Source organism: Streptomonospora sp. PA3, from assembly GCF_009728995.1.
Classification (GTDB): domain Bacteria; phylum Actinomycetota; class Actinomycetes; order Streptosporangiales; family Streptosporangiaceae; genus Streptomonospora.
Genome location: NZ_VTZW01000009.1, coordinates 543,934 through 568,813, shown reverse-complemented (window position 1 = coordinate 568,813; position 24,880 = coordinate 543,934). Strand labels below are relative to the sequence as shown.

At 74.3% G+C, this 24,880-nt stretch carries 20 protein-coding genes; 4 read left to right on the top strand and 16 right to left on the bottom strand.

Annotated elements, in window-relative coordinates; translation table 11 throughout:
• Nucleotides 1-152: 152 nt before the first annotated feature.
• A complete protein-coding gene (locus tag FZ103_RS10945) occupies nt 153-1,577 on the top strand; it encodes a sensor histidine kinase (protein WP_156000592.1) in 1,425 nt (474 codons plus the stop codon).
• Nucleotides 1,578-1,887: 310 nt separating this feature from the next.
• Here FZ103_RS10945 and FZ103_RS10940 read toward each other — a convergent pair whose 3' ends face one another.
• Together FZ103_RS10940 and pgi are read right to left on the bottom strand one after the other, a co-directional pair.
• The gene (locus tag FZ103_RS10940) at nt 1,888-2,493 is read right to left on the bottom strand and encodes a histidine phosphatase family protein (protein WP_186356112.1); all 606 of its coding nucleotides are present in this window, start codon (nt 2,491-2,493) and stop codon (nt 1,888-1,890) included.
• A 144-nt stretch (nt 2,494-2,637) separates the two neighbouring features.
• Entirely contained in the window at nt 2,638-4,332 is a 1,695-nt protein-coding gene (pgi, locus tag FZ103_RS10935; protein ID WP_222936648.1) for a glucose-6-phosphate isomerase, read from the bottom strand.
• A 586-nt stretch (nt 4,333-4,918) separates the two neighbouring features.
• Here pgi and FZ103_RS10930 point away from each other — a divergent pair.
• Nucleotides 4,919-6,271 carry an NAD(P)/FAD-dependent oxidoreductase gene (locus FZ103_RS10930; RefSeq protein WP_156000590.1) on the top strand — a complete coding sequence of 451 codons (1,353 nt, stop codon included), beginning with the start codon at nt 4,919-4,921 and terminating at the stop codon, nt 6,269-6,271.
• 788 nt (nt 6,272-7,059) lie between these two features.
• Nucleotides 7,060-7,410 carry a hypothetical protein gene (locus FZ103_RS10925; protein ID WP_156000589.1) on the top strand — a complete coding sequence of 117 codons (351 nt, stop codon included), beginning with the start codon at nt 7,060-7,062 and terminating at the stop codon, nt 7,408-7,410.
• A 157-nt stretch (nt 7,411-7,567) separates the two neighbouring features.
• Here FZ103_RS10925 and FZ103_RS10920 read toward each other — a convergent pair whose 3' ends face one another.
• From FZ103_RS10920 to FZ103_RS10865, 13 genes are all read right to left on the bottom strand, one after another.
• The gene (locus FZ103_RS10920; RefSeq protein ID WP_186356111.1) at nt 7,568-7,867 is read right to left on the bottom strand and encodes a DUF6221 family protein; all 300 of its coding nucleotides are present in this window, start codon (nt 7,865-7,867) and stop codon (nt 7,568-7,570) included.
• A 177-nt stretch (nt 7,868-8,044) separates the two neighbouring features.
• Entirely contained in the window at nt 8,045-8,872 is an 828-nt protein-coding gene (locus tag FZ103_RS10915; RefSeq protein ID WP_156000588.1) for a glutamate ABC transporter substrate-binding protein, read from the bottom strand.
• A gap of 65 nt (nt 8,873-8,937) precedes the next feature.
• A complete protein-coding gene (locus FZ103_RS24875; protein ID WP_186356110.1) occupies nt 8,938-10,431 on the bottom strand; it encodes a hypothetical protein in 1,494 nt (497 codons plus the stop codon).
• A gap of 9 nt (nt 10,432-10,440) precedes the next feature.
• On the bottom strand, nt 10,441-11,181 hold the full coding sequence (locus FZ103_RS10910; RefSeq protein ID WP_156000587.1) for an FHA domain-containing protein: 741 nt from the start codon (nt 11,179-11,181) through the stop codon (nt 10,441-10,443).
• A 19-nt stretch (nt 11,182-11,200) separates the two neighbouring features.
• Nucleotides 11,201-11,992, bottom strand: a complete 792-nt coding sequence (locus FZ103_RS10905) for a hypothetical protein (protein WP_156000586.1) — start codon at nt 11,990-11,992, stop codon at nt 11,201-11,203.
• Nucleotides 11,989-13,047, bottom strand: coding sequence for a PP2C family serine/threonine-protein phosphatase (locus tag FZ103_RS10900; protein WP_186356109.1), 1,059 nt, complete (start codon nt 13,045-13,047; stop codon nt 11,989-11,991). Before FZ103_RS10900 ends, FZ103_RS10905 begins: the two co-directional genes overlap by 4 nt.
• A 279-nt stretch (nt 13,048-13,326) precedes the next feature.
• Complete coding sequence (locus FZ103_RS10895; RefSeq protein ID WP_156000585.1) at nt 13,327-15,804, bottom strand: serine/threonine-protein kinase; 2,478 nt, start codon at nt 15,802-15,804, stop codon at nt 13,327-13,329.
• A gap of 200 nt (nt 15,805-16,004) precedes the next feature.
• A complete protein-coding gene (locus FZ103_RS10890; RefSeq protein WP_394350095.1) occupies nt 16,005-17,306 on the bottom strand; it encodes an RNA-guided endonuclease InsQ/TnpB family protein in 1,302 nt (433 codons plus the stop codon).
• A gap of 143 nt (nt 17,307-17,449) precedes the next feature.
• On the bottom strand, nt 17,450-18,115 hold the full coding sequence (locus FZ103_RS10885; protein ID WP_156000584.1) for a response regulator transcription factor: 666 nt from the start codon (nt 18,113-18,115) through the stop codon (nt 17,450-17,452).
• Between the two features lie 89 nt (nt 18,116-18,204).
• A complete protein-coding gene (locus tag FZ103_RS10880; RefSeq protein WP_186356108.1) occupies nt 18,205-19,359 on the bottom strand; it encodes a histidine kinase in 1,155 nt (384 codons plus the stop codon).
• A 326-nt stretch (nt 19,360-19,685) separates the two neighbouring features.
• Nucleotides 19,686-20,261: an HdeD family acid-resistance protein gene (locus tag FZ103_RS10875; protein WP_156000582.1), complete on the bottom strand. Its 576-nt coding sequence runs from the start codon at nt 20,259-20,261 to the stop codon at nt 19,686-19,688.
• Between the two features lie 201 nt (nt 20,262-20,462).
• Entirely contained in the window at nt 20,463-21,752 is a 1,290-nt protein-coding gene (locus FZ103_RS10870; protein ID WP_156000581.1) for a citrate synthase, read from the bottom strand.
• A gap of 366 nt (nt 21,753-22,118) precedes the next feature.
• Nucleotides 22,119-22,841, bottom strand: a complete 723-nt coding sequence (locus FZ103_RS10865) for a TetR/AcrR family transcriptional regulator (protein ID WP_186356107.1) — start codon at nt 22,839-22,841, stop codon at nt 22,119-22,121.
• A 190-nt stretch (nt 22,842-23,031) separates the two neighbouring features.
• Here FZ103_RS10865 and FZ103_RS10860 point away from each other — a divergent pair, with 190 nt between their 5' ends.
• Nucleotides 23,032-24,186 carry an acyl-CoA dehydrogenase family protein gene (locus FZ103_RS10860; protein ID WP_156000580.1) on the top strand — a complete coding sequence of 385 codons (1,155 nt, stop codon included), beginning with the start codon at nt 23,032-23,034 and terminating at the stop codon, nt 24,184-24,186.
• A 45-nt stretch (nt 24,187-24,231) separates the two neighbouring features.
• On the opposite strand, the gene FZ103_RS10855 is transcribed toward FZ103_RS10860, so the two are convergent.
• Complete coding sequence (locus FZ103_RS10855) at nt 24,232-24,687, bottom strand: TIGR03668 family PPOX class F420-dependent oxidoreductase (RefSeq protein ID WP_156000579.1); 456 nt, start codon at nt 24,685-24,687, stop codon at nt 24,232-24,234.
• Nucleotides 24,688-24,880: the final 193 nt, after the last annotated feature.

The following is a 24,880-nucleotide window of genomic DNA, read 5'->3' as shown; positions in this document are numbered from 1 at the left end:
CTCCGGCGCGTCGGCCGCCGGTATCCGGCACCGCGACTTCGGTATCGGATCGCCGGGGCGGCGTCAGCCGAAAGTATCCGCCGCGGCGACGCAGGTCGGCGCCGGGACCGCGGGACGGCGCCGGAGGGGGATCGGCGAGTAGGTTCGGTCCCATGGAGGGCGCGCCGGCTTCTGTCCGTACCGCGGCACCCGCGGGTCCCCGCCGCAGGCGCGGGCCGCGCGAGTGGGCCGTCGACATCGGCCTGTTCCTTGCGGCGGTGGGATACGGGCTCGCCTGGGCTGTGGCGCTGTCCGAGGACCCCGAGGTCACCGAGACGGCATTGCTGCGCGAGCAGGTCGTCTGCGCGGCCGCCTGCGCGGCGGTGTGGCTGCGGCGGCGCTGGCCGGTGGGGCTGTCGCTGGGGCTCATACCGCTGTCTGCCTACGCCGCGCTGGCCGACGGCGCCCAACTCGTCGCGCTGTTCACTGTCGCCGTCCACCGCTCCGCACGGACGTCCGCCCTCTGCGGCGTCGCCACGGTGGCCGGGCAGATGGTCTACTTCGCCCTGTTCAGCCTGCTCGCCTCCCCGCAGCGCCGGCCGGACGACGGCGAACTGCAGTGGATCACCGCGTTCACGGCGGTGATGGTCGCGGCCGTGCTGGGGTGGGGCGCGATGGTCCGGCACCGCCGCCAGCTCGTGCTGTCGTTGCAGGAGCGGGCGGCGCGGGCCGAGTCCGAGGCCCGGCTGCGCGCCGAGCAGGCGCAACTGCGCGCGCGGGAGCAGATCGCGCGCGAGATGCACGACGTGCTCGGGCACCGGTTGTCGCTGCTGAGCGTGCACGCCGGCGCCCTGGAATACCGGCCCGACGCCCCGGCCGCGGAGGTCGCCCGCGCCGCCGCGGTGATCCGGGACAGCGCGCACCGGGCGCTGCAGGACCTGCGCGAGGTCATCGGCGTGCTGCGCGCTCCCGTCGGCGAGCTCCCGCAGCCGACGCTGGCCGACGTCCGCGGCCTGGTCGCGGAGTCGGCGGCGGCCGGGATGCGCGTGGAGCTGCACGAGGAGGTGGCGGGCCGGGCACCCGACACGACCGGGCGCACGGCCTACCGGATCGTGCAGGAAGGGCTGACCAACGCCCGCAGGCACGCGCCCGGCGCGCGGGTCCGGGTCGGCATGCGAGGCGCACCCGGGGACGGCTTGTCGGTGGAGGTCGGCAACGATGCGCCGCCCGCCGGGAGCAACGCGGCGGAGACGCCGGGGACGGGCGAGCCGCCGCGGCCGTCCGCCGGCGATCGCGGGGGGACCGGCGGGCCGGCCGGCGCGGCCCCGCTGGAGAGACCGGAGAGCGGCCGGAGGGGGCGGAGCGGCGCCGGTGACTCGTCGCAACCGCCAGGCCCGAGTTTCGATCCAATGAGGGAGGGCGAAGCGGCACCACCGGAATCCGCCGAGGAGACGGCGGGACCTCCCATCGGCGGCCAAGGGCTCGTCGGCCTCGCCGAACGCGTCTCCCTCGCCGGCGGACGCCTCGGCTACGGTCCGGGCGGCTCGGGCGGCTTCCACCTGCACGCCTGGCTGCCGTGGGAGGAAGAGGCCGAGTGACGGGCGGACGAGCCGCCGGGGAACCGCCGGGACCTGTGCTTGCGCGGCGGCGGTGCGGAACCCGCCGCGAGCCGTCGGGACCGGAACCCGCCGAGGACGCGGCGACGGTCGCCCACCGCGGAACGCGGTCCGCCCGCCCGTCGGCCCACGGCCACACCGGCGGCGGCGCTGCGCGCCACGTGCCTCTCCCTGCCGCCGAGCGCACGTAGCAGGTCTCAGGCGCGTTCGCGCCCGCGGCGGGCCGCCGGCGCGAACGCGTGCCGACTCGGGCCGCCCGCGGGCGCCGAAGTCTTCTCCTCCCCGCCGGGCGCTACCTCCGCTGCGGCACCGCGTTCCAGTCGGTGAGGACCGGGCGGCCGTGTTCCCGGCCGAGGCGGGCCGTCGCGGCCGTTTCCAGGCGGAACAGCGCGCCGCGATCCGGAGGGAGGCCCAGGCGGCGAGCCGTCAGGACGCGCAGGAAATGTCCGTGGGCGACCAGCGCGGCGTCGTGGGCGTCCGGGTCGTCCAGGATCGGGCGCAGCCGCTCCAGTACGCGGTCGGCACGGGCACCGACCTGCTCGACGCTTTCGCCGGGGTGGTCGGCGTCGCCCGGCACCACACCGTCGCGCCAGACGTACCAGCCGGGCCGCTCCTGCTGCACCTCCGCGGTGGTACGGCCCTCGTAACCGCCGTAGTCCCACTCCTTCAGGTCGGGATCGGTCTCGATCCCCTCCAGCCCGATCAGCTCGGCCGTGCGCAGGGCCCGCTGCAGTGGGCTCGCCAGGACGCGCGACAACGGGTAGGAGGCGAGCAGCGGCCGCAGCCGGCGCGCCTGCTCCTCGCCCTCCTCGGTCAGCGGCACGTCGGTGAGCCCGGTGTGTCTGCGCGCGGTGCTCCACTCGGTCTGGCCGTGGCGGATCAGCAGCAGTCCCCCCACGCGGCTCCCTTCCTCGTCTCGGTCCGGCGTCTGCTCGGTTCCCCTGCTCTCAGCGGCGCTCCGCGCCGCACAGCTCCCGGTCCCCCCGCTCCCGGCCCCGCGGTGCGCAGGCCCGGGAGCAAAGGATGGCTGCCGACCGCGCGGTCACCCGTTCAGCGCCCGGTAGCGGCTCACCAGCGCCGCTGTCGAGGAGTCGAGACCGGGCACCTCGGCCCCCTCGGTCAAGGCGGGTTCGATGCGCTTGGCCAGCACCTTGCCCAGCTCGACGCCCCACTGGTCGAAGGAGTCGATGTTCCAGACCGCACCCTGCACGAACACCTTGTGCTCGTAGAGGGCGATGAGCTGCCCCAGCACCGCAGGCGTCAGCTCGGGCGCGAGGATCGTGGTGGTGGGGCGGTCGCCGGCGAACGTGCGGTGCGGCACCTGCTCGGGCGCCGCCCCCTCGCCGACGACCTCAGCCGAGGTCTTGCCGAACGCCAGCGCCTGGCCCTGGGCGAACATGTTGGCCATCAGCAGGTCGTGCTGGGCCAGCAGTTCCGCGGTCATGCCGGGCACCGGGCGCGCGAACCCGATCAGGTCGGCCGGCACGAGCTGGGTGCCCTGGTGCAGCAGCTGGAAGTAGGCGTGCTGCCCGTTCGTGCCGGGGGTGCCCCACACGACGGGCGCGGTGGGCCAGGTGACGGGACGTCCCGCGCGGTCGACCGACTTGCCGTTGGACTCCATCTCCAACTGCTGGAGGTAATCGGGAAAGCGGGCGAGGTAGTGGCTGTAGGGCAGCACCGCATGCGACTGGGCCCCGTGGAAGGCGCCGTACCAGATGCCCAGCAGCCCCATCAGCATCGGCGCGTTCGCCTCGATCGGCGCGGTGCGGAAGTGCTCGTCGACCGTCCGGAACCCCTGCAGCATCTCGCGGAAGCGCTCCGGCCCGATGGCGACCATCAGCGACAGCCCGATCGCCGAGTCGAGCGAGTAGCGGCCGCCCACCCAGTCCCAGAACTCGAACATGTTGGCGGTGTCGATGCCGAACTCGGCGACCTTGTCGGCGTTGGTGGAGACCGCCGCGAAGTGCCGGGCGACGGCCGAGACGTCGCCGTCGAGCCCCGACAGCAGCCAGGCGCGCGCGGAAGTGGCGTTGGTGATGGTCTCGACCGTGGTGAAGGTCTTGGACGAGACGATGAACAAGGTGGTCGCCGGGTCCAGGCCGCGCAGGGTCTCGTGCAGGTCGGCGCCGTCGACGTTGGAGACGAAGCGGACCTCGATGCCCGCCTCCCCCTCCAGCTCGGGCTCGGTGAAGGGCAGCAGGGCCTCGTACGCCATGGCGGGGCCGAGGTCGGAGCCGCCGATCCCGATGTTGACGACGTGGGTGATGGGGTCGCCGCGGTGCCCCACCCACCGGCCGGAGCGCACCCGCTCGGCGAAGTCGGCCATGCGGTCCAGCACCTCGTGCACCTTGGGCACCACGTTCTCGCCGTCGACCTCGACGACGGCGTCCCGCGGCGCGCGCAGGGCGGTGTGCAGGACCGCGCGGTTCTCCGTGTTGTTGATGCGCTCGCCGCGGAACATGGCGTCGCGCAGCCCCGCCACGTCGGCGGCCTCGGCCAGGTCGCGCAGGAGCCGCAGCGTCTCGTCGGTCACGAGGTGCTTGGAGTAGTCCACGTGGAGGTCGCCGACCTGCACGGTGTACCGGCCGCCGCGTTCGGGGTCGGCGGCGAACAGGTCCCGCAGGTGCGCCTCCCCGAGCTTCGCGCGATGCTCGCCCAGCGCCGCCCACTGGGGAAGGCGGTCCGGGCGCGCGCGGTCGGTCGCGGTCGTGTCGGGCATCGGTTTCGCTCCTCGCATGTCCGTTTTCGGTGTGGTGCGGCCTGCCGCGGGCCGGTGCCGGGCTCAGCCGCGCCGGCCCCGCGCCACCGGAGCACACTCCTACCCGGAATGATGCACGCTTCCCGCCCGAAGCGTTCCACACCTGCGGTCGTACAGGGGGTCGGCTGCGGCAATGGGGCTGCGATGCGCGAATGGTGGCGGCGGGCTGACGGGCGGGCACGTGACGCGAAGCGTCTCCGTTGGGGTGGCGGCGGGCTGACGGGCGGGCACGTGACGCGCAGCGCCTCCGTTGGGGTGGCGGCGGGCTGACGGGCGGGCACGTGACGCGAAGCGTCTCCGTTGGGGTGGCGGCGGGCTGACGGGCGGGCGGGCCGCGCTACGCGAAGCGCACCCATTGCCGCAACTCAGTGGTGACCGCCCCACGTGGCTCCCGGAGGGCGCCTGACAACGACTAAGGGATACTGGAACTTCCGCCCGCACGGCGCGCCGGGCGCCGTCAGGTGCGCCGATCGTGGCATACCGGACGAGGAGCCGCCCCGTCCGCGGCGGATCCGCAAGCGCGTCCCGTGCGCGGGCCGCACCGGCGAGGACAGGGAGTGTGCACATGGACGCGCAGTACGACGCCGTCGTCATCGGCATGGGGCCGGGCGGCGAGGTGGCCGCGACCCAGCTCGTCCAGAACGGCAAGCGCGTCGCCGTCGTCGAACGCGAACTCATCGGCGGCGAGTGCGGCTACTGGGCCTGCATCCCCTCCAAGACCCTGCTGCGTCCTCTGGAGGCCGCCGCGGGCGCCGCCGGGGTGGCCGGGCTGGACGCGCCTGCTCCCGACTGGGCGGCCATGCGCGACTACCGCGACACCATGATCCGCCATCTGGACGATTCCAAGCAGGTCGAGGGCTACCGCTCCCAGGGCGTGCACGTCTACAAGGGCACCGCGCGCTTCGTCGGCCGCGAGCCGTGGGAGGTGGCGGTGGACGAGCACCGGCTGACCGCCGACCACGTGATCGTGGCGACCGGGTCGGCGGCGGCCCTTCCCCCCGTCGACGGGCTGGAGGAGATCGAGGTCTGGACCAACCGGCAGGCGACCACGGTCGAGGAGATCCCCGGCCGCGCGGTGGTCGTCGGCGGCAGCGCCGTGGGCGTGGAAATGGGCCAGTTCCTGGCGCGCATGGGGTGCTCGGTGACGCTGGTGCAGCGCGGCCCTGCGCTGATGGACCGGGAGGAGCCGCGTGTGGGCGAGCTCGCGGCCGAGCACCTGCGCGGCGACGGAGTCGACGTGCGCACCGGGACCTCCCCGCGCAGGGCGCGGCGCAGCGGCCGCGACAGCGTGCTGGAGCTGGACGACGGCACCGAGGCGGTCGGCGACGTGGTGCTGATGGCCACGGGGCGCCGCCCCCGCCTGGAGGATCTGGACCTGGAGCAGGTGGGGATCGGTCCGGGGGCCAAGGGCCTGGAGGTCGACGAGCGCTGCCGGGTGGCCCCGGGGCTGTGGGCGGTCGGCGACGTCACCGGTACCGCGCTGTTCACCCATGTCGCCAAGTACCAGGGCGGCATCGTCGCGGCCAACATCCTCGGCCGCGAGCGCACCGCCGACTACACCGGCGTGCCGCGCGTCGTCTTCTCCGACCCGGAGATCGCCGCGGTGGGCCTGACCGCGGAGCAGGCGCGCGCCCAGGGCTACGACCCGGTTTCGGCGGAGGTGGACCTGCCGCGAGGGCTGGCCCGGCCTTGGACCTACGCCACCTCCCCCGCCGGGCGGATGGGCGTGGTGGCCGACCGCACCCGCCGCACGCTGCTGGGCGCCTGGGCGGTGGCCCCGCTGGCGGGCGAATGGATCCACACCGCGGCGCTGGCGATCCGCGAGGGCATCGGCATCGACCGGCTGCGCGACGGCGTCTTCCAGTTCCCCACCTACAGCGAGGGCTACCTGCTGGCGGTCAACGAGCTGGAACTGTGACCCGCGTTCGCGCCGCACCTTGGAGCCCGGCCGATCAGGGCCGATACTGGCATGTGTAATCGGTGCCACAGCCGGGCAGGAGAAGACGTCTGATCGCGGTCCATGCCCGGCCGGGTGTGCACCGCCCGAATCGGCGGGGGTACCGCGCCGGAGTGAGCCGGCGGGGCGCGTGCTGCGCTTCCCGGCGTAGCGGCGGATCCGCCCGCTGCAGGACGACACGCCATCCGGCACCGGGCAGACTCTGCTGCCAAGAGCCGACGGCACGAGGGGCGGTCCTCATGGGAGCCGACACAGCCGGCCGAGCGGGCCGCCGGGCTGCACGGCGCGCGGCCTCCCGCGCCGCGGGGGCGCCGGTGCCGGCGCCCGCGGCCGAGGGTGCGCGCCTGTTCCCGCCGGGTCTTCGCGGCCATCCGGCGACCGCGCCCGCCTCGACCCCGTCCGCGTTTTCGGCGCTGTCAGCGGCGGCGGCCCCGCTGCGGTGGGCCCGCGCCGCGCTGTCGGCCCGATCCGCGCCCCGGGGCGGTGCGGCGGCCGCCCCCGCTGCGGTCCAGGCGCCCGCTGTCCGGGTTCCGGACCCGCGCGGGCCCGCGCTGCCCGCCGCGCCGCAGCGGGCGCCGCTGCCACGGCCGCCCGCGCCGCGGCCGGCGTCCGCGCTGCCGCGGGCCGGTGCGGCGGCCGCTCCCTCGGCGGCCGCGCCCGCACTGCGCCCACCCGCTCTGCGGAGCGCGTTCGCGGCGCGGCTGCGCAGCGGGTGGCGCCCCGTCGCGCTGTGGACGCTGCGCATAACCGTGCTTGTGCAGGTCGCCGCCATACTGCTGCAATCGGTCTCGGTCGGGGCCGCCGCGGCTCCGGCCCAAGAAGCCGCACTGCCCTACGGAGCACCGGTCGCGCCGGTACTGTTCCTCGGCGCGGTGCAGGCGGCAGCGGCGGGGGCGATCGCCGCGACCGCCCGGACCTCCTGGTGGCCGGCGCTGTTCAGCCTGCTGCTGCTGGTCGGCGGATCGCTGCAGGGCCGGCTCGCCGCAGCCGAACCGGTCTACCTGCTGATGGGAGCGGTCCTGGTGGCACCGGGCCTGTGGGTCGCGCTGTGGGCGTGGGGCTGGCGCTGGCCGGAGGGGGGAGCCGCCGACCGCGCCTGAGGCGGAGGCCGCGGCCACACGCAGCGGGGGACCACAGAAATCCCGCCGATCCCGCAGCTACCGCCGCGCCGCCCAGAGCGGCGCCGGCGGCAGGATCGGCGCTACCGGAGGGCGCGGCGACCGCGGGCGGGTGCCGTCAGGGTGACCCGTCGGGTCTTCAGCCCTTCCAGGCGGGGTCGTAGTCGGGGTGGGCGGCGTAGACGGCGGCCAGGTGCTCCAGGGCGCGGCGCCAGGCGTGCAGCGCCGACCAGGCGCCGTCCTCGTCGGCGGCGGTCCTGTCGCCGTTGTTCAGCGTGTCCATGCATTCGCGGTAGGTGGCGGTGTACTCCTCGACGATGCCGCGCTTGGCGCTGACGTCGGCGCGGGCGCGCTCGGGCCCGCCGGTGCCCGGGGACGCCGCATGCGCGGCGTTCTCGTCCTCCGCCAGGCGCGCGTTGAGGAACTCGACGATCGTCACCCTGCTCCACTCCTTCCGCCGGAGTCCACTTCCCCATCGACGCCCCCCGCTGCCTGTCCGTTCCCCGGTTTCCACCCGCTGTCACCGGCGCGCGCCCACCGAGACGCTACGCGCCTTTTGCCGCCATGGATCCATCGCGGGACCGATCCCTCCGTCCCTCCTTCCGGCCGACCGCTCTCACGTGCACCCCTCGAACTGGGGGACGCTGGTGTTGACGTCCAGACCGCTGTCGCCGAACCACTTGCGCAGTAGCCAGGCCGCGGTGCCGTCCTGGTACATCCGGGTGATGGCCCGGTTGACCGCCTCGCAGCCGGCGATGTCCTCCTTGGCGATCCCCACCCCGTACTTCTCGCTGGTGAAAGGCGCGTTGACCAGGTGGAACGACTCGGGGGCCGCCTCCAGGTAACCGGCCAGGATCAGGTCGTCGGTGGAAACGGCGTCGACCTCGCCCTCGGCCAGGAGGTCGATGCAGTCGCTGTAGCTGGGGCGCTCGATCCGCACGGCGTCGACGCCGCGCTCCTCGATCACCCGGTTGGCGGAGTTGGACCCCGCCCCTTGGCACAGCAGCTTGCCCTCCAGGTCGGCCACGCTCCGCACCGTCGTGTCGCCCGCCCGGACCAGGATGTCCTGGCGCGCCACGTAGTAGGGACCGCCGAAGGCGACGACGGTCTTGCGCAGCTGGGTGATGGAGTAGGTGGCCAGCACCAGGTCCACGTCGCCGTCGATGAGCACGTCCTCCCGCTCCTGCGAGGTCACGCCGACGAACTCCACGCCGCTGCGGGGCACGCCCAGCTCCTCGGCGATGTAGAGGGCCACGTCCACGTCGAACCCGGCGAAGTCCCCGTCCTCGGTGCGCAGCCCCAGGCCGGGCTGGTCGGCCTTGACGCCGATCACCAGGCGGGTCGCGTCCGCGATCGAGGGGCGCCCCACCGCCTCGGTGCACGCCCCGGATCCGGCCAGGACCAGGGCCGCCCCCGCGGCGAGGGCCACCCGGCGCAGTCCCATCGGCGCCCGCCTCCTCTCCTGCCGGACCTGCTGTGGGAACCGACCGCGCCCTCCCGCGCCCGCGCTCAGCGGTACTCCGCCAGCCGCGGCCGCACGCCCAGCACCACCAGCGCCGCGAAGCCCAGGCAGGACCCCAGCAGCGCCGCGTCCCATCCGCGCAGGCCCGCCTCGGCTTCGGCGACGGCGGTGTCGAAGGTGTTGCGGTGCAGCGCGGTCAACTGGACCAGGGACCGCTCGTAGCGGTCGAACACATCCTCCACCGAGTCCTGCCCGGACATGTGCGCGTCGACGGCCGCACCGATCCGGCCCTCCTCGGCCAGCTTGCGCATCTCCTGGTCGGCCTCCAGGTAGGCGCTGTAGAAGCGCAGCGTCTCGCGTTGCACCTCCTCCCGGCCCTCGACGCCGCCGGGGCGGATCTCCTCGCCCAGCAGACCGAGCGTCTTGCCGGGGTAGGCCGTGGGGTCTGGCACCGCCTTGGCGACTTCGCCGGTGTAGCTCTCCAGGTCGCCGGGCAGGTGGCCGTTCTCAGGCACCAGGAACAGCACCGTCTCCGCGTCCTCCAGAAAGTTCTGCTCGTAGGTGTGGGCACGGCCGGGGTCCATGAGCCACCGGCTCTGGTCGGCGTTCATGCCGGTGCTGATGGCGTGTGCCCGCGACAGGGACAGCACCGAGGCGAGGCCGTCCTCCTTGGCGGTGCGCAACAGCGCCGCCTGCTGCTCCAGCATGCCGATCGCGCCCAGGCCCAGGACGACCACGCCGGCCGTCGCCGCCGCCAGCGGGAGGTTGTAGCGGCGCCGGAACCGCTTGCGCAGGAAGAGCTGGAGGGCGATGAGCGCCGCGAACAGCGCGGTCGCGGCGGCCGCGACGAGGGCCGTCCCCACCGACGCGGCGGCACTGTTCTCCTCGTAGGTGCTGCGGACCGTGGCGCCGCTGTCCAGGGTGAGGTTGTAGGCCTTGGGCAGGATGTCCTGCCGCATCAGCTCGCCGGCCCTCCGGTACAGCTCGACCACCTCGTCGGGCGGCTCGCCCGCGGGGCGGCCGGCCTCGTCGTTGAGCAGGCGCGCCTGGGCCACCAGGTTCTCGTAGCGGTTCATGCCCTCCATGACCGCGCGGACGTTCTCCTCCTCCACGGGATCGCCCGCGGCCAGTTGGGCGGCGTGCAGCAGCGCGTCGGTGGCGGCGGCGCGGCGCTGCTCGTAGCGGATGAGGGCGTACTCGCGCCCGTCGCCCAGGGAGTGCTCCGAGCCCATCAGCAGCACGTTGGCCATCTGGGCGTCCATGTCGCTCAAGGCGAAGTACAGGTCGGCGGTGGCCACCACCTTCGGGCCCTCGCCACGGCCGATCACCTCCAGCCCCTCGCGCGCGCGGGAGATCGCCGAGCCGGTGACGGCGAACAGGACGCCCGTAAGCACCAGGCACAGGGCGCTGAGCAGCCACAGCCGGCCGCGGGTACCGGGGCGGCCCACCCACGGGGGCAGGCCCATGCGCCTGCGCGCCCGGTCGGCGGCCCGGGTGGCGAGCCGGTCGGCGATCTCGGGGGCCTCGGTGCTGCGCTTCACCAACGCCCCTCACCCCGTCTGCCGGTGCAGGGTGATGGCGGTCCAGGCGCCGACGTAGATGCGGTCGGCCTCATGCAGCGGCACCTCCGTGTCACGGGCGATGGGGCGGGCGGTCCCGTTGAGGGTCGTCCCGTTGGTGGACCCCTCGTCGACCAGGGCCCAGTCGCCGTCGGGCAGCGCGAGCAGGGTGGCGTGGGCGTGGGACACGGCCGGATCCTCGGGCGGACCGGCCAGGTCGATCTCCGGGTGGATGCCCAGGCTGAGGCTGCGCCGGCCGATCCTCACGCGCCGCCTGTTCAGCGGCACGCGGCGCAGCGGCGCGTGCGCGGGGAAGGCGATGGCGGCGGGATCCAGCAGTCCGAGGTCGGCCATGGCCTGGTAGTAGGCGGGGTCGGCGGAGACGATCGCCCACCAGGTCGGCCGGGCGCGCGCCGCATCGGCGCCGTCCGGGCGCGGTGCGGCCGGGCCCGCGGGCCCGGCGGCGCCGGCGTGCTCGGCGGCGCGGGCGCGCAGGCCGGCCGGCAGCGACAGCGGCGACGCCTCGGTGCGGGCGGCGGCGGCGAAGTCGTGGCCGCAGGCCTCGCAGAAGCGGCCGGCGCGCTCGGCGCCGCAGTCGGGGCAGTGCTCGTCGGGTGCGGGGTCGGGCTGCCCATGCCCGGGCCGCCCGGTCGGCGGCGCGGGCATGGGCAGCCCGCACAGGTCGCATCGGTCGTGGTCGGGCGAGAGGTGCCCCGCCGGACACGTCGGCATGATCGGCCTCTCCTTCCTCTCACACGGCCCCCGGTTCGCGGTTTCCCGCGCGTGTGCGCACGGTCGCGGTCGAGTGGGCTCCCAGCGCCGCCTCGTCGGCCCGGGAGAGCGCCGACCGCAGCCGGACGGTCCCTGCGGCCGCGTCGACGACGTCGACGACCCGGTGGAGCAGTTCGGCGGCGGCCTCGTCCTGCCAGGCGTGCGCCAGTGCCACCGCGCGCCCCAGTCGGACGGTGGCCGTGTGGTGGTCGCCGTCGCGCCGCGCCCGCAGCCCCTCCCGGACGGCGCGCGACAGCTCGGCCCGGCCGGTGCGGCGGACCACGCCCGGGTCCTCGGCCGCGGCCCGGTCGGGATCGGCGGCCCATTCGGCGAGGACGTCGCCGCTGGCGGCGCGGCCCGGGTCGGCGCCCGCGGGCAGCGGCCGCACCCGGCCCGCCCGCATCCGCCGCCCGGCCTCCGCGGGCGGCACCAGCACGTGCAGGTGGTAGGCGCGGCTCTCGGCGCCCCACGGCCCGGTGGGGTAGTCGCCGGTCAGCGGCCCGGCGGGGACGCGCCGCGCCGTGAGGTCGCGCACCTCCGGCGACACCTGCACCACCGCGGCCACGGACGCGCCGCGGGGGGTCCACAGCCGCAGGGCGACGTCGGCGGCGGCTTCGGCCGGATCGGAGCCGACCGGGCCGCCCGCCGCGTCGGCAGGACGGCAGGTGACGCGCACGACGGCGTGCACATCGCCGCCGCCCGGCGGCAGCCACCGGTTCTGGTCGACGTGCACGGCGAACTCCGGCTCGCCGCACGCTGCCGGCGCGGTCATGGCACCTCCCCCGCCGTCCCGGCGGCCGGCACGTCGATCACCACGGCCGTCACGTTGTCGCGGCCGCCGCGCCGCAGCGCGTGGCGGACGCAGGCGCGCGCCGCGGCGAGCGGGTCGGGGCCCGCGCTCTCGACGAGTTCGGCCAGCTGCTGCGGGTCGGGAACGTAGTTCCACAGCCCGTCGCTGCACAGCACCAGCCTGCCCGCCCCGCCGGGGTCGAAGGAGGCGACCCGCCCGGCGCCGTGGCCGTAGTCGGCGCCCAGCCACGCGGTCAGCGCGTGGGCCTGCGGCGAGCGCGCCGCCTCCTGCGGGCTCAGCATCGACATCGCGACCATGGCCTCGCTCCAGGAGTCGTCGCGGGTAAGCAGGGACGAGGGGGCCGCGGGGCTGCCGCCGCCGAGCCAGTAGGCGCGGCTGTCGCCGACCCACCCCACGGCCAGCGGCCCGCCCGCGGCCGGCACGGCCGCCCCGACGAAGGTGCAGGCGGGAGCCCGGCCGGCGGAGTCGGCGAGGGCCGCGACGGCGCGGGAGGCCCGAAGCAGGGCCGCGCTGAGGGCTTCGGGGGCGGCGACCCCCTCTTCCAGCGACTCGGCGAGCGCCGCCGACCCGGCCGCGGCCGCCGCGGCGGCGGCGGAGTCGGGCTCGGGCGAGGAGGACACCCCGTCGCAGACGACGGCGGCGACGGTCGAGCCGGCGTCCCCCGCCCGGCCGCCGGCCGCGGCGCCCGCGACCCGCAGCGCCATGGCGTCCTCGTTGCGTTCGTGGTGCAGGCCGCGGTCGCTCACTCCGGCCGCGGCCGCCAGCGACAGCTCGCTGTGGTCGCCCGGGCGGCGGCGCAGCCCGCACGCGGTGCAGGTGCCGCCTTCCAGCCGCGCGCCGCAGCGGGCGCAGGGAGCGGGGTCCGCGCCGGCAGCGGCGGAGGCGGCATGGGCCGCCGGGTGCGCGGGCGCCGCGGCGGCGGCGCCGTTCCCGGTTGCGCGCAGGGCATGGCCGCAGTGCTCGCAGAAGAAGTCCTCCGCGGCCACCGCCTCACCGCACACCGGGCAGGTCAGCACGCTGCGCCTCGCCTCCCCTCTGCCGCGCCCGCGCGGCGGCCCGAGACTCGCGGCGATGCGCCGCGGCACCGGGCACCGCCCGGCCGCGGCGGCCGCACTGCGGCGCTCCCCCCGCCCGCGTGCGCTCGGACCGCGTCCCCCCTCCGGTTTCCCTACCCCCGAGAAGGGTGGGTAGGCCGGGTTCGCGAAGATCGGCGCGGTTCGTCGGCTCCGCCGGATGCGACGCGCCGGATCTCGCCGGCGCGGACGCCGGCGTGCGTCGGGCTGCGGGGCGGGGCCTCACAGCAGCGTCCTGGGGCGTACGGCGTTGGCGCGGTCGACGAGTTCGCGGCGGCGCACGGGATCGGTGGTGATACGGGCGCGTTCGCGGTAGCTGCGCTCCAGGTTGGTGCGCAGGCCCTCCTCGGTCAGCGGCGCGCCCAGCAGCCGGGTCGCGGGGGACTCGGGGCCGTAGCCGGCCAGGACCCAGTCCAGGGCTGTGCGCAGCACCCGCGCGTTGAGCCGGTCGCGGGCCTCGCCGCGCAGGCCCAGGCGGCGCAGCCGCGCCACGGCGTCCAAAAGCTCCGCCTCCGACAGGGCCTGCGGGTCCCGGTCGGTCACCAGCACGCTCACCGCCGCCATCTGCGCGGCGATGTAGACGCTGGAAAGCTCGGGCACCATATCCAGCACGGCCACCGCGCCGGCCGGGTCGCCGTAGGCGAGCCGGATGCGCGCCAGGCCGAAGGCGGCGCTGACGTAGGAGCGGTCGGTGAGCCATACCGTGCGGTAGAGCCGCTCGGCGTCGGCGAGGGCGCCGGTGAGCTCGCAGGCGGCGGCCAATCCGAGCTTGGGCGCGGCCTCGCCGGGAAGGTGGTCGAACAGCTCCTCGAAGCGCTCGTGGGCGTCCTCGCACCGGTGGGCGCCCAGCGCCATGACCGCCCAGTACCAGAACGGCCGCCAGTCCCCGGGCGCGCAGGCGCCGAACTCCTGCAGCTGGAGGGCGGCCTCCTTGCGGCGGCCCACCCGGATCAGGGCGCGCGCCAGCAGCAGCCGCGTCTCGGGGGTGGGGTCGGCGTCGCCCTCCAGCGTGGCCACCAGGTCGGCGTCGGGCAGCGCCGAGAGCCCGGCGAGTTCGGCGGCGGCCTCGTCGGCCGGATCGATGAGCGGCAGCGGCAGGGCGGCGGCGACGCGCTCGGGGACGGGCGGGCCCAGCAGACTGTCGGTCTCGTCGATGACCCGCACGAGGTTTCCCGAGGTGAACAGGGGGTGCTCGGCGCCGAACAGTGCCGACTGGGCCGGGTGCGGGCGGCCATGCAGCTCCGAAAGCACCTCGCGCAGAACCCCGGTGAGCTGCTCGGCCATCTCGGCGGCGTCCTGGAAGCGCAGCTGGGGCTCGCGCTGCAGCGCGCGGCGCAGCAGCCTGTCGAAGGACGGGTGGCGCCGCAGCACGGGCACGGAGGCGGCGTCGGGCAGGTCGTGGCGGTAGGTGTGCCCGTAGTCGAACCGGAAGCTGAGCACGGCCAGGCAGCGCGCGACGGAGTACAGGTCGGCGCTGACCGAGGGCCCGAGTTCGCGCAGCTCGCGCTCGGGGACGCGGAAACCCGCGGTGGTGTAGACGGGCGAGACCAGGTCGTCTATGCGGCGCACCGCTCCCAGGTCGATGATCTTGATCTGCTCTTCGCTCTGGATGACGTTGTCGGGTTTGAAATCGCAGTAGAGCAGCCCTTTGCTGTGCAGGTGGCCCAGTGCGCGCAGCGCCTCCAGCCCGTAGGCGATCACCCGGTCCACCGGGAGGCCGTCGGCGGCGGGGTTGCGCCGACGGTGCTCGATCAGCAGGTCCCACAGCGACTTGCCGCCGACGTACTCCATGACGATGTGGCCGGTGGGCACGCCGGTGCGCGGGTCGGGGTGCTGCACGAAGTTGTAGATCCGCACGACGTTGGGGTGCTCGACCTCGGCCAGGACGCCGCGTTCGGCCGCGGCGGTCTTGTGGGCCTCGGCGTCGCCGACGTTCAGCAGCCCTTTGAGCACCACCCACCTGTCGTTGACGTTGTGGTCGCGGGCGAGGTAGATCCAACCGAGCCCGCCGTGGGCCAGGCAGCCCAGCACCTCGTACTGGCCGGCGACCAGGTCGCCCGGCGCAAGCTTGGGAGTGAAGGAGAACTCCGTGCGGCAGGAGCGGCAGTAGCCCTCGGTGCGGCCGGGCCGCCCATTGCGGGAGCGGCCCACGCTCTCGCCGCAGTGGCCGCAGACCCGGTTCTTCTCGGCGACGACCGGATCGCTCAGCACCGCGCTCGCCGGGTCGCGGTAGGGCACGGGCGGCACCTCGACCATGCCCAGTCCCAGCAGTCCCCGGGAGGAGGGGGAGCCCGGGCGGCTCGCGGTGCCGCCGGCGGAGTCCGGGCGCGACAGCGGCCGGGGGGCCGACAGGCCGGAGGAGCCGGAGGAGCCGGAGAGGCGGGACTCGCGCAGGCTGGGCGAGCGCCCCGAGGTGCCGGCGGCGTCCGGCGGGCCGGACCGCGGGCCGTCGGCGGAGGCGCCGGCCTTCTCCGCTTGGTGGGGCCGAGCCGGGCCGCCCCGCCCCTCGGGCCCGGCGCCGCCCTGCCCGGGCGGAGCAGCAAGGCGCCCCGGCGCGGGGACGGTGGGCAGCGCCGCGGCGCTGCGGGCCGCCCGCGGCGCGGGGACGATCATCTCCGAGGTGAGCGGGGCCATGCCGCACACGTCGCAGTAGCCCTCGTCGATCACACCGGTGCAGTCGGGGTCGGTGCACTGGGTCATCGGCACGCTCCGGTGGTCTGAGTCGGCACTGCGGCCCCGTCGAGCCGCCTTCCGCGCGGGCGCGCCGCGGGGAGCGTTCCCGGCCGCGTGGCTGCGGGCAGACCGGCAGGTCTTCGTTCCCGAGTCTTACCCCGTTGCGGAGGCTCTACAAGGCGGCCGGGGTCCGGCGACCGTATCCGGCCGTTGACGTGTTCCCCGTCCTAAAGGGCGGGGATTCCGGCCTGGGTCGTCTGACCCTTCCGGGGACTTCCTGCTTCAACGCGCTGCGCCGGGACCTTCGTCCTGGTCTTACCTGCGCTCAGCGAGGCGTTTAGCCGGTCCGCTCGCCCAGCGGCTCGGATGTTGCGTGCGGCGTTCACATCGCGATCGTGGACGGCCCCACACTCCCGGCAGGTCCATTCTCGGACGCTGAGGGGCTTGGGGCCGTCCTTGATCCCGCACGCGGAACAGAGCTGGGAGGTCGGTTCGAAGCGTCCGACCCTGCCGACGTACCGGCCGCACTTGACGGCCTTGTATTCGAGCATCGCAACGAACATCGACCAGCCCGCGTCGTGCACGGACTTCGCCAGGCGGGTACGGGCCAGGCCCTTGACTGCGAGGTCTTCCACATAGATCGCTTGGTTGTCGCGGATCAGATCGGTGGAGAGCTTGTGCAGCCAATCGCGTCGCCGATCCGCCACCTTGGCGTACTGGCGTGCGACCTCGGCCCGCGCCTTGGCGCGGTTGCTGCTTCCCTTGGCCTTACGGCTCAAGGATTTCTGCATCCTCTTAAGCTTCTTCTCAGCCCGACGCAAGAAGCGCGGGCTGTCGACCTTCGTGCCGTCGGCGAGCACCGCGAAGTGGCCCAGGCCCAGGTCTGCGCCCGTGTCGGTGTCCAGCTCGGGAAGGTGCTCGGGTTCGGTCTCCACGACGAAGCTGAGGAAGTACCGGCCCGCGCTGTCCTTGACCACAGTCAGGGAGGTCGGGGCGGCCGGAAGGGTGCGCGACCACCTCACCTTGAGGTCGCCGACCTTGGCCACATACACCGCGCCGTTCTCCCGGAGACAGAAGGCGTTGCTGTTGACGCGGATCGACTGCCGGGTGTCCTTCTTGGACTTGTACCGGGGCGGACCCGATTTCGGGCGCCTGCCCTTGAGGCCGTCGAAGAAGTTCGTGAACGCCGTATCGAGATCGCGAAGAGACTGCTGGAGGACCACGGCGGACACATCGGCCAGCCATGCCCGCTCGGGGGTGCGCTTGGCCTCGGTGATGTGGGTCCTGGACAGCTCCGCCGACCTCGCATACGGCAGTCCGGCCGCGTGCCTTTCCTTGCGGGTGCGCAAGCAGTCGTTCCACACCACGCGGGCGCACCCGAACGCCTGGGCCAGCGCACGGCGCTGGCCGGCGTCGGAGTAGGCCCGGTAGGAGTAGCGGAGCCGCATGGCGACGAGCATACGACGATCGGTCTTATGGTTCGCACAGATGAGTTCCGCCGCGGCAGGCACGTCGATTCGGCGATGCATGTGCGCTTGGTCCTCGTGAAAAGCCGTGCGGGCGCCGGCGCATCCGGCCGGTCGGATGGCCGGTTGCCCGGCGGGGCGGTGAGGACGGGGGAGGGCTGGGCCCCGCGCCGACCCCACCGCCCCCACCGCCTCCGTCTGAAGTACTACGAGAGCCACCCCGGCCGCACCATGCCGGTCTCGTAGGCGATGACGACGAGCTGGGCACGGTCGCGGGCGCCGAGTTTGGTCAGTACGCGGCTGACGTGGGTCTTGGCGGTGGCGGGGCTCAGCGTCAGGCGCCGGGCCAGTTCCTCGTTGGACAGGCCGGCGGCCACGGCCGCCATGACCTCGCGTTCGCGCTCGGTGAGGGAGTTGAGGCGGGGCGCCGGCGGCGGCTCCTTGAGGCGTCCGGCGAACTCGCCGATGAGGCGGCGGGTGACCGAGGGCGCCAGCAGGGCGTCGCCGCGGGCGACCACGCGCACGCCGTGGATCAGCTCGGCGGGCTCGGTGTCTTTGACCAGGAAGCCGCTGGCGCCCGCCTTCAGGGCGCCGTAGACGTACTCGTCGAGGTCGAAGGTGGTCAGGATGACGACCTTCACCTCGCGCAGCCGCTCGTCGGCGACGATGCGCCGGGTGGCCTCCAGGCCGTCGAGGCCGGGCATGCGGATGTCCATCAGCACGACGTCGGGGCGCTCGCTGCGGGCGGCGCGCACCGCCTCCTCGCCGTCGCCGGCCTCGGCGACGACCGAGATGTCCTCCTCGCCGTCGAGCATGGACCGAAAGCCCGCGCGCACGAGGGTCTGGTCGTCGGCGAGCACCACCCTGGTCATGTGCGCCCCGCTTCCGTCGTCGCCGCGGCCTGCCGCCGTCGCCCCTTTCCTACCAGGCGGCGGCCGCACCGGCAGCGCCGCGGCACCGCTCATCCGGACTCGGGGCCAAGACGCCCGGTGGCACCACCCTCCGGGGTAGCGGAGGCGCTACCGCCGGGTGCGGGCAGCGGGAACGCGGCGCGGACGGCGAACCCGGGCGCGTCGGTGCGCGGGCCGGCGCAGCAGGTGCCGCCCGCGGCGGCGGCGCGCTCGCGCATTCCGCGCAGGCCGTTGCCCTCGGGCGCCTCCTGAGCGCCGCGGCCGTCGTCGGTCACCGCCACCCGCAGTTCGGTGTCGCCGTAATCCAGGGCCACCTCGGCGTGCGCGGCCGCGGAGTGCCGCAGCGCGTTGGTGAGGGCCTCCTGCACGATGCGGTAGGCGGCCACGTCTACGCCGGCCGGCAGCGGCCGCGGGGAGCCGCGGACCTCCAGCCGCACCGGCAGCCCGGCGGCCGCGGTCTGCTCGGTCAGCTCACCAGCGCGCGTCAGCGAGGGGACGGGGGCCGTGGGCGCGCCGTCCTCGTCGACCTGGCGCAGCACGCCCAGCGTGGAGCGCAGCTCGCGGAGGGTGTCGCGGCTGGCGGTCTTGATGCGGTCGAGAGCGGCGTAGGCGGCGTCCGGGTCGTCGCGGCGGTGCGCGGCGGCCCCCGCCTGCACGTTGATCAGCGAGATGCTGTGGGCGACGACGTCGTGCAGCTCGCGGGCGATGCGCAGCCGCTCCTCGATCGCGCGGCGGCGGGCCTCCTCCTCGCGGGTGCGTTCGGCCTCGATGGCGCGCTGCTGGACCGCGCGGACGTAGGCGCGGTGGCTGCGGGCGATCTCGCCGGCCAGCAGCACCACCAGGACCCAGGCCAGCACCGACAGCGCGCGCCCGGCTTCGAAGTCGAGGACCTCGACGACGCCGGAGATCGCGAGCACGACCCCTACGGCGATGAGCGACGCGGCCCGGTGCCCGGCGGCGCTGAGCCGCACCACGGCGGCCACGAACCCCAGCCAGGCCACCCAGATGTCGGCGTCGGCGGTCATGTAGTAGGCCAGCAGGCTCGCCCCGACCACGACCGCCGCGGTGCGCGGGATCCGGGTCACCGCCGCCAGGGCCGCGTTGCCGACCGCCAGTGCCGCGAGACCGGGTTCCAGGCCGTCCTGGCTGGAGGCCACGAGGAGCTGGAGCGCGGTCACGGCCAGGGCCAGCAGGGGGTCGGTCACCCAGGCCGGCATCCGCGCGCGGCCGATCAACAGGCCCCCTCCGGCCGGCGGCGGCTGCTCATCCGCGGCGGAACCGCGCGTGCGCAGCACGGCCGGGGCGCGCCGGATCACCGGGCGCTCCGGCGGCCGGGTCCGCGGCGGTCACGCCGCTCGTGTGCGCGGTCCGCAGGTCCTCCACACCCCATCCCCCCATTCAACTACGGCCGCCCGGATCGGCGGAGGGGCGGCGTCGCCAGGATGGGGTGCGGGCGCGGGCGCGCGCATCCGCCGCCGGATGCAGCGGTGCCTGCCACCCGCGATGTAGGTGCGAGGCGCGGGGATACGGCTCAGGCCGTGCCGCCAGGCTGCGCGGGGCCGCTGCGCAGCGGGCTTCCCCGGCCGTAGCCGCGCATCCGCAGGCTCAGCGCGATCAGGGCCGCGCCGAAGACGATGGCGTAGGCGCCGATGGCGAAGGACATCGCGATCGCGCCGCCGAAGGGCACGATCCAGATGACCAGGCCGAAGGCGACCGAGACGGCCCCGCTGAAGATGTAGAGCCATTCGCCGCTGATGTCGCGGCGCAGCCGGTAGGCGGTGAGGATCTCGAACACGCCGGTGACGATCGCCCACAGGCCCAGCAGGATCGTCAGCACCAGAACGGTGGCCAGCGGCCAGGCCAGCACCACCAGCCCGACCACCACGCCCAGGATGGCCTCCCAGATCAGCGGCGGGCGCTCGCTCTCCTGGGCGCGCGTGGCGGCCCAGCCGGCGAACACGCCGTCGACGAGGGCGTAGACGCCGAAGACGGTGGCCAGTGCGACCGCTGTGATTCCGGGCCACAGGACGGCGACGAGCCCGAAGACGATCGCCGCGGCGCCCCGGACCGCCAGGACCCACCAGTGCTCCGCCAGGTAGTCGAGCATGTCTCCCCCGATCGATCGACCACAGTGACGCCCTGCCCGCGTGCGGGCGCTGCGATGGTCGCGGGGGCGGAATTATTACCCGGCGGGGAGCGATCCGATACCGGCGGACGACCCGGCGGGCCTATGCCGTCACCGGTTACCCGGTCGCGCCGGCGGGGCGGCACCGCCGGCGCGGCCGGGTGCGTGGGGGCGGCCGGCGCCTCAGCCGTTGTAGGAGCGTTTGGCCGGGCCGACGTAGAGCTGGCGCGGCCGGGCGATCCGGGCGGCGGGGTCGAGGCGCTGCTCGCGCCAGTGCGCGATCCAGCCGGGCAGCCGGCCGATCGCGAAGAGCACCGTGAACATGGTGGTGGGAAAGCCCATCGCCCGGTAGATGACGCCGCTGTAGAAGTCGACGTTGGGGTAGAGCTTGCGGTCGGTGAAGTAGGAGTCGGCCAGCGCCTGGCCCTCCAGCCGCAGCGCCAGCTCGAACAGCTCGTCGGGCTGCTCCTGGCGGTCGAGGATCTGGGCGGCGAGCCCCTTGATCTCCTTGCTGCGCGGGTCGAAGTTCTTGTAGACGCGGTGCCCGAAGCCCATCAGGCGGGTGCCGCTCTCCTTGTCCTTGACCTTGGCCAGGAAGGAGTCGACGTCGCCGCCGAGGCCGCGGATCTCCTCCAGCATCTCCAGCACCGCCTGGTTGGCGCCGCCGTGCAGCGGGCCGAAGAGGGCGTTGATGCCGGCGGAGACGCTGCCGTAGAGGCTTGCCTGGGAGGAGCCGACCACGCGCACGGTGGCGGTGGAGCAGTTCTGCTCGTGGTCGGCGTGCAGGATGAGCAGCAGGTCCATGGCCTTGGCGTAGAGCTCGTCGAGCTCCTTGCTGCCGCTGTCCCCGCCGAAGGTCATGCGCAGGAAGTCCTCGACGTAGCCGAGGCTGTGGTCGGGCTCCAGCGGCTGCTCGCCCACGGAGTTGCGGTAGATGCGGGCGGCGATGGTGGGCAGCTGCGCCAGCAGCAGCAGGGTGGCGCGGTCCACCTGGTCGGAGTCGCCGGGGTCGACCGTGTCGGCGTAGAAGGCCGCCATGGTGTTGACCGCGGCGCCGAGCAGGACCATGGGATGACCGTCGCGCGGCAGGGCGTCGATCATCGCCCGCATCTCCACGGGCAGCGCGGCGTTGGCGCGCAGCTGCTCGGAGAAGTCCTTCAGCTCGCCGGGGCCGGGAAGCTCACCGTGGATGAGGAGATAGGCGACCTCCAGGAAGGAGCTGCCGGCCGCGAGGTCCTGGATGGGGTAGCCGCGATAGCGGAGGATGCCCGCTTCGCCGTCGATATACGTGATCTTCGACTGGCACGCGGCGGTGTTGGCGAACCCGGGGTCGAGGGTGACCATGCCGGCGTGACTCAGCAGGGTCTTGGCCTCGAAGGCCTTGTCGCCCTCGGTGCCGGTCAGCAGCGGCAGGGCGTGCGCCCCACCTTCGTACCGCAGCTCTACCGCGCGCTCTTTGCCGTCTTCGCTCATGCCTGAGCAACCTTTCCAGGCGGGGATGCGGGGGATCAGGGAAAGCCGCCGTCCCGGCTCGACCATGTCTTGAGTTCAGTTCTTATTAAACTCCAGAGCAGCAAAACAGTACAATTGTCGCGCAATGGCGAAGCGGTGACATGGGACACACCATAAAGCAGGCAAACAGTTTCCCCTGAGCTAAAGAAGTACTGTTTTTCACGCCCGTCGGAAGTGTACCCGTTTACCTTGTGGACATAGTCGTTGCCCCCCGTGTAACACCCGAATCCCCTGCCGCACGGGGCTTCCCGCCGCCCCGGCCCACCCCCGGCGGCCCGGGCGCCGCGGCCGGAGGCCGGCCCGGTCGCGCGGCGCCGGCGGCGCCGCTCAGTCGCCGCCCAGGGCTCCGCGGATCCGGGCGAGCACGTCCTCGCCGGGAGCGTCGGCGGGGTAGACCGCCACCAGGACCGACTCGCGCGCCGCGCCGCCGCCCGGCGCGGCGCCGGGGTCGCGCAGCAGGGCGCCCAGGGAGTCGGTGACGAACGCCATGGCCTCGTCGAAGCGGCGCCAGGGCACCGGTTCGTGCGGAGCGCGCAGCCACGAGCGCAGCACGTGGTTGTGCGCCGCGATCACCGCGGCGGCCAGGGCCTCGCTGGTCAGGGCCCGCCCTCCGGAGGTCTCGCCGCGGGCCAGGAAGCGGCTGAAGGCGCGCTGGTACCGGGCCGTCATGGCGATCTCGCGGTCGCGCAGCCGGGGCACTGCGCGCACCAGGCGGAACCGGGGCACGGTGACCTCGGGAGAGCGCACGTACTCCTGGAAGACCATGCGCGCCGCCGCGCGGACGGTGGCGACGGGGTCGTCCTCGGGGGCCGCGTCCAGGAAGCGCTCGACCGTCTCGAACAGGTCGTCGTGCTCGGCGAAGAGGATGTCCTCCTTGGAGCCGAAGCGGCGGAAGAGGCTGCGGCGGCTCATCCCCGCGGCGGCGGCGACGTCGTCCATCGTGGTGGCCTCGTAGCCGGCCTCGGTGAACAGCCGCACCGCGACCGCCACCACCGCGCTCCGCGCCTGGCCGCCCGGCCTGGCCCGCTCGCCGTCCGTGCGTTCAGCCACCTCGGGTGCCCCGTTTCCGCGTCGATACCGGCCGTGTCCTCCGTGCCTCCCATCGAGTATCGGCCGTCATTCCGTTCTCCGCACGCGAGTCGTACCATGACACTAGATGCCACGCTCGGACACGCAGTGCCAGCGCGGCGGCGCCAGGAGATGCCGGGGTGCCGAGACCGAGGAAAGGCGGGGAGCGTCGATGAGCGACTTCGACCTGTTCAGCATCAGCGAGGAGCACAAGGAACTGCGCGAGGCGGTCCGCGCCGTCGCCGAGGACAAGATCGCGCCGCACGCGGCGGAGGTCGACGAGCGCTCGGAGTTCCCCAAGTCCGCCCACGACGCGCTGGTGGGCACCGACTTCCACGCCGCGCACATCCCCGAGGCCTACGGCGGCGTCGGCGCGGACGCCGTGGCGACCTGCATCATCATCGAGGAGGTGGCCCGCGCCTGCGCGTCCTCCTCACTCATCCCGGCCGTCAACAAGCTCGGCACCATGCCGCTGATCCTGGGCGGCTCCGAAGAGGTCAAGCAGCGCTACCTGCCGCCCGTGGCCAGCGGGGAGGCGATGTTCTCCTACGGCCTGTCCGAGCGGGAGGCAGGCTCCGACACCGCGAGCATGCGCACCCGCGCCGAGGCCGACGGCGACGACTGGATCCTCAACGGGCAGAAGTCCTGGATCACCAACGCCGGCGTCAGCAAGTACTACACGGTCATGGCCGTCACCGATCCCGACGGCAAGCGGGGCGCCAACGTCAGCGCGTTCGTGCTGCACGCCGACGACCCCGGCTTCACCCTCGGCGAGCCCGAGCGCAAGCTCGGCATCAAGGGCTCGCCGACGCGCGAGCTGTACTTCGACAACGTGCGCATCCCCGGCGACCGGCTCGTCGGCGGCGTCGGCGAGGGCCTGAAGATCGCGCTGCGCACCCTCGACCACACCCGCGTCACCATCGGCGCCCAGGCCGTGGGCATCGCCCAGGGCGCCCTCGACCACGCGGTGGCCTACGTCAAGGAGCGCAAGCAGTTCGGCACCGCCATCGCCGACTTCCAGGGTGTCCAGTTCATGCTCGCCGACATGGCCATGAAGCTGGAGACCGCGCGCCAGATGGTCTACGTGGCCGCGGCCAAGTCCGAGCGCCACGACTCCGACCTGCCCTTCTTCGGCGCGGCGGCCAAGTGCTACGCCTCCGACGCGGCCATGGAGATCACCACCGACGCCGTCCAGCTACTCGGCGGCGCGGGCTATGTCAAGGACTTCCCGCTGGAGCGCATGATGCGCGACGCCAAGATCACCCAGATCTACGAGGGCACCAACCAGATCCAGCGCCTGGTGATGGCGCGCCAGCTCCTCAAGTAGTCCGCGCGCCCTCCTCAGCGGTCCGCGCGCCCGCCGCCGGCCCGGTCAGCCGGGCGACCAGCCCGACCAGCGGGTGACGTCGATCAGCACGACCGGGCCGGCCGGCGGGGTGTCGCGGTACTGGGCATAGCGCTCCTGGAGGTGGCGCACCGCCGTGTGGTGCTCGGGGGGCGCCTCCTGCGACTCGGTCCCGGGTTCGACGATGCGCGCCCGGCCGTCGGCCCGCACCCACCACAACTGCGCCCAGTCGTCGGCGTACTCGTCGGCGAGCAGGCACACCCGGTCGTTGGCGGCGATGTTGGCCAGGCGGCGCAGCCGGGTGGTGCTCTTGGGCTTGTGATCGACGGCGAACGCCACCGTGTCCTCCGGCTGCCCCACCGAGGTGATCAGGGCGAAGGTCACCGGCACCAGGTGGGGCCGGCCGTCGGCGTCGGCCGTGGCCAGCCGCGCCACCCGCGCGGCGGCGAAGCGGTCGCGGCACTGCTGTGGGTTCCAGCGCATGCCTCCGACCCTGCCACGGGCGGCGCCCGCTCGGTCTCCGCCCCGCCGGAGGCAGCCCGGCAACTGTCCGGGGCCCGACCGCAGCGACCAGCAGAGGCGCTTGGCGCCACGTACCTGTTCCGAGCCGGGTTGCGGCCGAGCAGCGGTAGACCTCGTTCTGAACCCGGTCACCGGTGGTGCGGCTCCGGCTGAG